Genomic DNA, 10450 nt, shown 5'->3' with positions numbered 1-10450 from the left:
GGCTCGCACCATGCCACCCCCCTCAAGCCGGTGTCGTGAGTTGTCGATGGGCCCCCGGAGCCGGGTCTGCGGCATACGATGCTTTGCATGGACGGAGTTTCGAGCAGGTTCTGCCTCGAGTGCACCCGCCGAGTCGCTGCCACAGCGCTGCTGACGCCCGCGCTGCTGGCTGCCCAGGCGGCGGATCCGCTGCATGCCGAAATGAAGCCGATGGCGGCCGATATGCAGGACAGCGATGTCGTGACGTCCGCTGACATGAAGCATGGCACGCTCCATCTCTCCGGCGGTTTCGAAGCGCGCCGCGACCCGGTGCTGGACCGGCAGACGCTGACCGCCCTGGGCGCCACGCAGCTCGCAGGCCGCGCCGAGATGGCAAGCATCGGCTACCGCTGGTGGGCCTCGAACGGCCGCGTCGCGCTGGGGCTGGGCGTCGGTAGCGTCACCCGCAGCGTCGTGGCCCCCGCGGTCGGCGGTGAGCCCGAGCGGCTCGCCGGACAGACGGGCGGACCTGCGGTGACCGTCGGCTGGCGGCTGCGGCTCTCCGACCAATCGACGCTCTACGCCGACACGTCGGCACTGCGCGGGCTCGGCCCGGACAGCGCGGCGGCCCTCTACACCACCAAGGGCGGCATCGAGTGGAAGACCAGCAAGTCACGCCTGGGCTTCGAGCGCGGCAGCGTGGCGATGCAGCTCGACTCGGGCTATCGGCTGTCGCTGCGCACGCGTGGTGGTGGCGTCGCCATCGTGTTGCGCGGCAGCTTCTGAGGCACCGGTTCCACCGGAAGTGCGGCAGACAGCGCAGCGCGAGTCGCTGCCCGACCGCGCCGGCCGCCCAGGCCCGTGAAAACCCGGGGAATTCAGCCCTTGATCGGCGCTTCAGTCGGCGCCGGTCGGACCGATATTCCACGGAGACACCAACGATGCCGGAGTGCTGCGAGCACGCCGGGACCGACCGGGACCCCTGACGACACGGGCCCGATGACCTGGAGACCGCTACGATGAACCTGCTGAATTACCGACTGACCACCCGCATTGCTGCAGGCTTTGCCGTGATGGTGGTGCTGACGCTCGCGCTGGGCGCGATCAGCGTATGGACCACCCGTTCGGCGACTGCCGAGGCGCATGCCTTGCTGGTGACCGTGGCCGACCCGGCCGTGGCCGCAAAGGTGGACGCCATGCAGAAGAGCGCACAGCGCACGCTGTGGATGATCGGCGGCATGGTGGTCGCCGCCGCGCTGTTCGGCGCCTGGCTGGGCTGGGCCATCCGGCGCAGCGTGCGCGGCCCGGTCGAGGATGTGGTGGCCTCGGTCACGCGCATCGCCGCCGGCGATCTGGTGACCAAGATCTCGTCCAGTGGCCGCGACGAGATCGCCTGGCTCAACCACGAGCTCAACCAGATGCGCAAGAAGCTGCAAAGCACGATCACCCAGGTGCGCGAGTCGGCCGAGCAGGTGTCGGTGGCCTCGAGCGAGATCGCCTCCGGCAACACCGACCTGAGCACCCGCACCGAGAACCAGGCCAGCGGACTGCAGCAGACCGCCAGCTCGATGGAGCAGCTCACCTCGACGGTGCGCCAGAACGCCGACAACGCACACCAGGCCAACCAGCTGGTCGTCAGTGCCAGCGACGTGGCCAGCCGCGGCGGCGAGGTGATGACGCAGGTGGTTGCCACCATGAACGACATCAACAGCAGCGCCCGCAAGATCGCCGACATCATCGGCGTGATCGATGGCATTGCTTTCCAGACCAACATCCTGGCGCTCAACGCCGCCGTGGAAGCGGCGCGCGCCGGCGAACAGGGCCGCGGCTTCGCGGTGGTGGCCGGCGAGGTGCGCAACCTGGCGCAGCGCAGCGCCGCCGCCGCCAAGGAAATCAAGACGCTGATCGGCGACTCGGTCGACAAGGTGGCCACCGGCGCCCGCTTGGTCGACCAGGCCGGCGCCACGATGGACGAGATCCTTGCCAGCGTGCGCCAGGTGACGCACATCATGAGCGAGATCAGCGTCGCGAGCCGTGAGCAAAGCGCCGGCATCGAACAGGTCAATCGATCGATCGAGCAGATGGACAGCTCGACCCAGCAGAACGCCGCGCTGGTGGAGCAGGCGGCCGCCGCGTCGCACTCGCTGCGCGATCAGTCGCACAAGCTGAGCGAAGCGGTGAAGGTGTTCAAGCTGGCGGCCTGAAACACTCCCGCTTCGAGCGAGGGCGCCTGCGGGCGCCCTTTCGCTTGGGGCCCTAACCGGCCACGACCCGCTGCCGCTGCGCGCCCAGCCCGTCGATACCCAGCGTCACGACATCGCCGGCCTTCAGGAACTGCGGTACCGGCTTGATGCCCATGCCCACGCCCGGCGGCGTGCCGGTGGCGATCACGTCACCGGGCAGCAGCGTCATGCACTGGCTGACGTAGCTGACCAGCTGGGCCACGGAGAAGACCATGGTCGCGGTGTTGCCGCGCTGGCGCGGTTCGCCGTTGACGTCCAGCCACATCGCCAGCGCCTGTGGATCCGGCAACTCGTCGCGCGTCACCAGCCACGGACCGATCGGGCCGAAGCTGTCGAAGCCCTTGCCCTTGTCCCAGGTGCCACCGCGCTCGGTCTGCCAGGCGCGCTCGCTCACGTCGTTGACGACGCAGTAGCCGGCCACGTGATCGAGCGCCTGCGACTCGCCGACGCGCTTGGCGGTCTGGCCGATCACGACGCCCAGCTCGACCTCCCAGTCGGTCTTCAGCGAGCCGGGCGGCAGTTCGATCGCGTCGCTCGGGCCGGTGATGCAGGTGGTCGCCTTCATGAACACGATCGGTTCGGTCGGCACGCGCATGCCGGCCTCGGCGGCGTGGTCCCGGTAGTTCAGGCCGATCGCAACGAACTTGCTGATGCCGGTGAACGGCACGCCCAGGCGCGGCGTGCCGCGCACGCGAGGCAAGCCCCCCGCCTCGACCTCGCACAGGCGCCGCAAGCCGGCGAGGCCCAGACTCGGCAGGTCGAGGTGCGGCGTGACCCCCGAGAGGTCGCGCAGCACGCCCTCGCTGTCGATCAGGCCCGGTTTTTCGCGCCCCGGGGCGCCGTAGCGAATCAGCTTCATGGACACAGGCCGTGCGGGCTCGCCGCAATATGGGTAAATTGGCGCTGAGCATAGCTGCAGGAGTTCATCACCCATGAGCACGCTGAAGCCGATGACCGGACCGTCGATCGACGCCATCCCAGCCCATCGACCGAACGCCCCCTCGCGCTGGATCACGGCGGTGTCTGCCCGCTTGCAGACCTTGCCGGTCCGGACGCGGCTGGAGCTGCCGGGCGGCATTGCAGTGGGCGCCGAGCACGCCGCGGTGGTGCTGCGCCTGCTGGATGCGCGCCTGATGCCGCTGCTGGCGCTCGGCCAGGTCGGCCGCCTGGCGCAGGCCTATGTCGAAGGCCAGCTGCAGATCGACGGCACGATGCGCGACTTGGCCGAGGTAGCCGCCGCCCTGATCCCAGGTGACCCGACGCTGCTGGACGATGCCGCCGGGCCGGCGCGCTGGTGGTCGCGCCTGCGGCGCACCAGCCGCTCGCTGGCGAAGCACCGTCCGCGGCGCGACCGCGAGCAGATCGAGTTCCACTACGATGTTTCGAACGACTTTTACGCGCTCTGGCTGGACCCGCGGCGCGTGTACTCGTGCGCCTACTGGCCCGAGGGTGTGTCCACCCTCGCGGCCGCTCAGGAGGCCAAGCTGGAGCTGCTGTGCCGCAAGCTGATGCTGCGCCCTGGCGAGCGCTTGCTCGATGTTGGTGCCGGCTGGGGTGCGCTGCTGCTGTGGGCGGCCGAGCGCCACGGCGTGCGCGCTCACGGCATCACGCTCTCCAGGCAGCAGCATGCACACGTCAGGCGCCTGATTGCCGAGCGCGGCCTGGCGAACCGCGTCAGCATCGCGTTGTGCGACTACCGCGACGTGCCCGAGCAGAGCGACGGCGGCGGACCCTATGACAAGATCGCCTCGATCGGCATGTTCGAGCATGTCGGCCGGGCCCAGCTGCTGCCCTATTTCCGCAAGCTGCGGCGGCTGCTGAAACCGGGCGGGCTGCTGCTGAACCACGGCATCACCGCCGGCGGCCTGCACAACGAGCAGCTCGGCGCCGGCATCGGCGACTTCGTCGAGCGCTACATCTTCCCGGGCGGCGAACTGGTGCACGTGTCGCACGTGATGGCCGCCATGGCCGAGGCAGGGCTGGAAACGCTCGACGTCGAGAACCTGCGCCCGCACTACGCCCGCACACTGTGGGCCTGGAGCGACGCCCTCGAAGCGCAGCTCGACACCGCACGTGGGTTGACCAGCGAACGCGTGGTGCACGCCTACCGGCTCTATCTGGCAGGCAGCGCGATGGGCTTCGAGCGCGGCTGGATGTCGCTGAACCAGCTGCTCGCGAGCCGACCGACCGGCGCGGTCGAGTCGACGCTGGTGCGGGGGGCACAATCGGTCTACCCGTTCCAGCGCGACCACCTCTACCGGTCCTGAAAGGCAAGTCCGATGCTGTACAAGTTCAAGTCCAAGGCGGCCGGCGACGTGATCATGACCGGCCCGGTCGGCGACGCCGTGCTGCGCACCATGGGCAAGGAGCCCGGCGCCAAGGGCATCGTGCTGGCGGCCGACATGCCCGGCGCGATCGCTGCGCTCGAAGCCGCGGTCGCCGCTGACGAGCAGGCCCGCAGCCAGGCCGAGGCCGATGCGCGCGCCGAGGGCAAGACCCTGCCGGCGCGGGAGGGCGTGAGCCTGCGCCAACGCGCCTGGCCGCTGGTCGAGATGATGAAACGCGCGCATGCCGCAGATGAAGAGATCGTCTGGGGCGTCTGAGCCCCGCGCGCACACGGCACAGGAGCGCCGCCGATGAAGCTGACGAGCACGAGTTGGGCCGATGGGGCCCGCATCCCTGCGAAATACGCTGCCGGCAAGCCCGATGCCGCCAGCATCGTGAGCTTCTCCGAGAACGTGTCCCCGCAACTGGCGTGGGAGGGAGCCCCTGTCGGTACGAAGAGCTTCGCGCTGATCTGCCACGATCCCGACGTGCCGAGCCGCGGCGACGACGTGAATCAGCCCGACCGCGAGGTGCCGGCCAGCCTGCCGCGGGTGGACTTCTTCCACTGGGTGCTGGTCGATCTGCCGCCTGCGTTGGGGGCGATCGCCGAAGGCGAGTTCAGCCGGGGCTTCACGCCGCACGGCAAACCCGGCCCCGCGACGCTGCACGGCGCGCGCCACGGCCTCAACGACTACACCGGCTGGTTCGCCGGCAACGCCGACATGGGCGGCCTCTACCACGGCTATGACGGCCCCTTCCCGCCGTTCAACGACGCGCTGGTGCATCGCTACGTCTTCACGCTCCATGCACTCGACGTCGAACGGCTCGCGGTCGAGGGCAGCTTCACCGGCGCCAAAGCGCGCGCCGCGATGCGCGGTCACGTGCTCGCCGAGGCGGCGTTCAGCGGCAGCTACAGCCTCAACGCGCGACTGATCGCGAGCGGCGCCTGATGCCGCAGTCGCAACTCACCCGCATCGTCGCGGTGCGCCACGGCGAGACCGCATGGAACGTGGACACGCGCATCCAGGGCCAGCTCGACGTCGGCCTGAACGACAAGGGCCGCTGGCAGGCCCGGCGCGTGGCACAGGCGCTGGCCGGCGAAGGCCTCGACGTCGTCTATTCGAGCGACCTGGCGCGGGCGCATGACACCGCGCTCGCGATCGGCGCGGCCAGCGGCATCGCGGTGCAGTCCGACCGCGGGCTGCGCGAGCGTGCCTTCGGCCGCTTCGAGGGCCACACCTGGGCCGAGATCGAGACCCGCTGGCCCGTCGAGAGCGCGCGCTGGCGTGCGCGCGACCTCGACTTCGGACCAGAAGGCGGTGAGACGCTGCATGCCTTCTATGCGCGCGTGGTCGATGCCGCCGAGCGGCTGGCGAGCCGGCACCCCGGTCAGGCGATCGCGCTGATCGCGCACGGTGGGGTGATGGACTGCCTCTACCGTGCCGCATCGCGCGTCGGTCTCGACGCGCCGCGCACCTGGCAGCTCGGCAACACCGCGGTCAACCGCCTGCTCTACACGCCCGAGGGCTTCGCGCTGGTCGGCTGGAGCGACACCTCGCACCTCGACGGTCTGCAGCACGACGAGTTCAGCGACGGCGCCCGCGACAGCTGCGCCGCCGCCGCGGGCGACCGGGTCGGCCACGCGGCCTGATAGGCCGTCCCCTTCATGCGCGCTGCGCCTGCCCGCATCGGCGACCCGGTCGGGGCGATCGACAGCCCGGCGCTGGTGATCGAGCTGGACGCTTTCGAGCGCAACCTGCAAGCGATGGCGGTCTTCGCCCGCACCTGCGGCATGCATTTGCGCCCCCATGCCAAGACCCACAAGTGCGCAACGATCGCGTTGCAGCAGATGGCGCGCGGTGCGGTGGGGGTGTGCGTGCAGAAGGTCGGCGAAGCGCTGGCACTCGCGGCCGGTGGCGTGCGCGACGTGTTCGTCAGCAACGAAGTGATCGCCGCACCCAAGCTGGCACGGCTCGCGGCGCTGCCCATCGACGTGAGGCTGGCGATCGCGGTCGACAGCGTGGTCGGGATCGAGCGCCTGGCAGCGGCGGTGCAGACCGCGGGGCGGCAGATCGATGTGTTCGTCGAGATCGATGCCGGGCAGGGCCGCTGCGGCGTGGCGCCCGCCGAGGCCGGCGCGCTGGCGCGCCAGGTCGTCGCACACGCAGGGCTGCGTTTCGCGGGGCTTCAGGCGTATCACGGCGGCGCCCAGCACCTGCGCGGCGTGGCCGAGCGGGAGGCGGCGATCCACCATGCCGTCGCGCTCGCAGTGGCGGCCCGCGCGGCCGTCACGTCGGCCGGCATGGCCTGCCCGTTGATCACCGGCGCCGGCAGCGGCAGCTTCATGCTCAAGGCCGCGAGCGGCGTCTATGGCGAGATCCAGCCCGGCAGCTATGTGTTCATGGACGCCGACTACGCGCGCAATGCAGCGGCACCTCACGCACCGCGCTTCGCGCATGCGCTGTTCGTCAAGAGCCAGGTCGTCGCCCGCCACCTCGCGCACGCGGTGGTCGATGCCGGCCACAAGTCGCATGCGATCGACTCCGGCCTGCCGACGGTCTGGGGCCGAGAACTCGATTTCATCAACGGCGGCGACGAGCACGGCGTGCTGCGCCCGCGTGGCAGCGAGGCGCTGCCGGCACTCGGCGAAACGGTGTGGCTCGTGCCCGGCCACTGCGACCCGACCGTGAACCTGCACGACCACCTGGTGGCGGTGCGCGGTGGGCTCGACGGCGGCGTGGTCGAAGCGGTGTGGCCGGTCGATGCACGCGGGCGGCTCGACTAGGCGCTCCCGCCGCTCATGCAGCTAGGGGCGCGCCTCGAACACCAGGTTGAACGGTGTTTCGGTGGCGCGCCGGAAATGCCGGAAGCCCCCGTCACCCACGACACCCCGCAGGCGCTGCTCGCCAGCCTGTGCCCCCAGCGCCAGCCCAACCTCCTGTGACCGCGAGGCCGGCGTGCAGATCAGCGTCGAGGCCGCGTAGTAGATCCGCCCGACCGGGTTCAGGTTGTCCTCCAGCGCATCGTGCGCATAGGGCTCGACAATCATCCAGTTGCCGCCCGGCTTGAGCACCTCCCGCACATGGCGCGCTACACCGACCGGGTCGCCCATGTCGTGCAGGCTGTCGAAGAAGGCCACGAGGTCGTAGTCCCTGCCGGGGAATTCCTTGGCCGACGCCACCTCGAAACTCACACGGTCGGAGACACCAGCCTCCGTCGCCGCGTTGCGGGCCCAATCGATCGACGGCGCGTGGTAGTCGAAACCGACAAATCGGCTTTCGGGATAGGCCTGCGCCATCAGCACCGTCGAGGCGCCGTGGCCGCAGCCGACATCGGCGACCTTCGCGCCGGCCTTCAGCCTGGCCTCCATGCCGTCGAGGGACGGGATCCAGCTCGACACCAGATTGGCTGCATAGCCGGGCCGGAAGAAGCGCTCGGTTCCCTGGAAGAGCCAGGGGTCGTGCTGGTGCCAGCCGAAGCCCAGACCGGTGCGGAACACGCCGGCGAGCTTGGGCACCGCCTTCAGCGCCCCCAGCGCGACCTGGAACGCGCCCGGGATGAAGGCCGGGCTGCCCTCGGTGGCCAGCGCGAACACCTGCTCCTCGGTCATGTGGAAGTCGTGCGTCGCGGCGTCGTACTCGACGTAGCCGGCGGCGGCCTGCGCGCTGAGCCACTCGCGCACGTAGCGCTCGTCGGTCTGGGTCTTGCCCGCCAGATCTGCCGGACTCATCGGCCCTTCGGCCAGTGCCTTGTACAGGCCCAACTGGTCGCCGAGCACCACGGTGCCGGCATGCATCGCCGCACCGATGTCGCTCACGAAGCGACCCATGAATTCGTTGAGCTTGTCCATGTCAATGGCCATGACGGACTCCCTTCACGCAGCAATGGCACTCTTCAGGCCGGACTCGCGGTCGATGGTTGGTCTTCCACGAGAATTCGCGCCAGCAACCCACCACCCATCCTAGTCAGTGAAGACCGGCAAGCAAGCCGTGTTTGCGAGCGTCACCCGCCGACGCGAACGGGGCCACCCGACACAGGCGCGCGCAAGCCCCCAGGGTTCAACGTCCCGCTGGCTCAGCAGAAGGCAATTGCGGGGACCCAGCGCGGTTTCGGCACAATGCGGCAGCCGATTTCACCGCTTGTGCCGGCCCATGCTGCGCGGCTGTCTCTGCTGAAAGGATTCGCTTGAAGCTGCTTTCCCTCCCGCTTGCCGTCGCCCTGTCGATAGGCTTGCTGGCATCCACCGCCGCCTCCGCACAGGACTCCGCCACCGTCGGCGTCGAGAACGCTTGGGCACGCTCCACCGTCACCGGCCAGCGCGCGGGGGGCGGTTTCCTCACGTTGCAAGGTCGTGACAACACCGACCGTCTGCTCGGTGCGAGCGCACCCGTCGCGGATCGCGTCGAACTGCACAGCATGACGATGGACGGCGACGTGATGCGCATGCGCGAGGTCGATGCCATCGACGTGCCGGCCGGCCAGAAGGTCGAACTCAAGCCAGGCGGCTACCACCTGATGCTCATGGGACTGAAGCGGCCGCTGCAAGCGGGCACCCATTTCCCGCTGAAGCTCAGGTTCGAGCGCGGCGGCGAGGTGACGATCGAGATGAAGGTCGAGGCTGCAGGCTCGATGCCTGCCCACGGCTCCGATCAGCATCGGTAGATTCAACGGGCACATGCGCCTGCGGCACGCCGCTCACATCTCGAACAAGCGGCCCTCGGGAGGCAGCGTCACGCCGAGGTGCCGGTAAGCGGCCGCGGTGGCGATGCGGCCACGCGGGGTTCGCTGCAGGTAGCCCTGCTGGATCAGATAGGGCTCGATCACGTCTTCAATCGTGCCCGGCTCCTCACCGATCGCGGCGGCAACGTTGTCGAGCCCGACCGGGCCGCCATCGAAGCGGTGGATCACTGCCTCGAGGAGCTTGCGGTCCATCACATCGAAGCCTTGGGGGTCGACGTCGAGCATCGCGAGCGCTTTGTCGGCGATCACCGCGTCGATACTGCCGTCGCCCTTGACCTGCGCGTAATCGCGCACGCGACGCAGCAGCCGGTTCGCGATGCGGGGCGTGCCACGCGAACGCCGCGCGATCTCGAGACCGCCGGCTGCATCGGCCGGTACCTGCAGAAGGCCGGCCGAGCGCATCACGATGCGCGCCAGTTCTTCGACGGTGTAGAACTCCAGTCGGGCCACGATGCCGAAGCGGTCCCGCAAGGGGTTGGTCAGCATGCCGGCACGGGTGGTGGCACCGATCAAGGTAAAAGGCTGAAGCTCGAGCTTGATCGAGCGTGCTGCAGGACCTTCGCCGATCATGATGTCGATCTGATAGTCCTCGAGCGCCGGGTACAGGATCTCCTCGACCACCGGCGAGAGTCGATGGATCTCGTCGATGAACAGCACATCGTTGCGCTCGAGGTTGGTCAGGATCGCCGCCAGGTCTTTGGGCTTCTCGAGGACCGGGCCCGAGGTCTGGCGCAGGTTGACGCCGAGCTCCGCCGCGATGATGTGCGACAGCGTGGTCTTGCCCAGGCCGGGCGGACCGAAGAGCAGCACGTGATCGAGCGCTTCGGCACGCTTTTTGGCGGCACCGATGAAAATCTCCAGTTGCTCGCGCGCCTTGACCTGCCCCACGTAGTCGGCCAGGCCCTTGGGTCGCAGCGCACGCTCGACCGCCTCCTCGTTGGGCGATGCCGGTGCGGCGCTGACCATCCTGCGCGCCGCGGGAGTTGACGAGGCGAAGTCGTCGGTCTGGATGCTCATGGCGTCATTGTGCGGGAGTTGCGCAGAAGGCAGCATGAGCCGTTGAAGACGGCGAAGATTCGCCGATGTTCAAGCGCCAGTAGCAATCGACTCACCATGATCGCTCCGAGAAAAGCAAAAAGCCCAACCGATATGGTTGGGCTTTT

General features: G+C 69.1%; 11 protein-coding genes. 8 read left to right on the top strand and 3 right to left on the bottom strand.

The features are described from left to right. Positions 1–87: 87 nt before the first annotated feature. Together ACQY9S_RS18500 and ACQY9S_RS18495 are read left to right on the top strand one after the other, a co-directional pair. Positions 88–765 carry a hypothetical protein gene (locus ACQY9S_RS18500; protein WP_428421722.1) on the top strand — a complete coding sequence of 226 codons (678 nt, stop codon included), beginning with the start codon at positions 88–90 and terminating at the stop codon, positions 763–765. 233 nt (positions 766–998) lie between these two features. After that, entirely contained in the window at positions 999–2183 is a 1185-nt protein-coding gene (locus ACQY9S_RS18495) for a methyl-accepting chemotaxis protein (protein ID WP_428421720.1), read from the top strand. Positions 2184–2235: 52 nt separating this feature from the next. Here the strand turns inward: ACQY9S_RS18495 and ACQY9S_RS18490 are convergent, their stop codons facing one another. Then, entirely contained in the window at positions 2236–3081 is an 846-nt protein-coding gene (locus ACQY9S_RS18490) for a fumarylacetoacetate hydrolase family protein (RefSeq protein WP_428421719.1), read from the bottom strand. A 73-nt stretch (positions 3082–3154) separates the two neighbouring features. On the opposite strand from ACQY9S_RS18490, the gene ACQY9S_RS18485 reads away from it, so the two are divergent. The 5 genes from ACQY9S_RS18485 to ACQY9S_RS18465 are packed head-to-tail and all read left to right on the top strand — an operon-like array spanning position 3155 to position 7332. Further along, complete coding sequence (locus tag ACQY9S_RS18485; RefSeq protein WP_428421717.1) at positions 3155–4489, top strand: class I SAM-dependent methyltransferase; 1335 nt, start codon at positions 3155–3157, stop codon at positions 4487–4489. Between the two features lie 12 nt (positions 4490–4501). After that, the gene (locus ACQY9S_RS18480) at positions 4502–4825 is read left to right on the top strand and encodes a DUF1840 domain-containing protein (protein ID WP_428421716.1); all 324 of its coding nucleotides are present in this window, start codon (positions 4502–4504) and stop codon (positions 4823–4825) included. A 33-nt stretch (positions 4826–4858) separates the two neighbouring features. Then, a complete protein-coding gene (locus tag ACQY9S_RS18475; RefSeq protein ID WP_428421714.1) occupies positions 4859–5497 on the top strand; it encodes a YbhB/YbcL family Raf kinase inhibitor-like protein in 639 nt (212 codons plus the stop codon). Next, positions 5497–6198 carry a histidine phosphatase family protein gene (locus tag ACQY9S_RS18470; RefSeq protein WP_428421712.1) on the top strand — a complete coding sequence of 234 codons (702 nt, stop codon included), beginning with the start codon at positions 5497–5499 and terminating at the stop codon, positions 6196–6198. The genes ACQY9S_RS18475 and ACQY9S_RS18470 overlap by 1 nt, the downstream gene beginning before the upstream one ends. Before the next feature lie 15 nt (positions 6199–6213). Next, a complete protein-coding gene (locus ACQY9S_RS18465) occupies positions 6214–7332 on the top strand; it encodes a DSD1 family PLP-dependent enzyme (protein WP_428421711.1) in 1119 nt (372 codons plus the stop codon). 21 nt (positions 7333–7353) lie between these two features. On the opposite strand, the gene ACQY9S_RS18460 is transcribed toward ACQY9S_RS18465, so the two are convergent. Next, complete coding sequence (locus ACQY9S_RS18460; protein ID WP_428421709.1) at positions 7354–8409, bottom strand: class I SAM-dependent methyltransferase; 1056 nt, start codon at positions 8407–8409, stop codon at positions 7354–7356. Positions 8410–8726: 317 nt separating this feature from the next. Between ACQY9S_RS18460 and ACQY9S_RS18455 the strand changes: the two genes are divergently transcribed. Next, positions 8727–9209: a copper chaperone PCu(A)C gene (locus ACQY9S_RS18455; RefSeq protein ID WP_428425814.1), complete on the top strand. Its 483-nt coding sequence runs from the start codon at positions 8727–8729 to the stop codon at positions 9207–9209. Between the two features lie 33 nt (positions 9210–9242). Here the strand turns inward: ACQY9S_RS18455 and ruvB are convergent, their stop codons facing one another. Then, complete coding sequence (gene ruvB / locus ACQY9S_RS18450) at positions 9243–10304, bottom strand: Holliday junction branch migration DNA helicase RuvB (protein ID WP_428421708.1); 1062 nt, start codon at positions 10302–10304, stop codon at positions 9243–9245. Positions 10305–10450: the final 146 nt, after the last annotated feature.

The sequence above is a fragment of the Methylibium sp. genome, assembly GCF_965279545.1.
GTDB lineage: Bacteria > Pseudomonadota > Gammaproteobacteria > Burkholderiales > Burkholderiaceae_C > Methylibium.
This window is presented reverse-complemented; position numbering and strand designations above follow the sequence as displayed.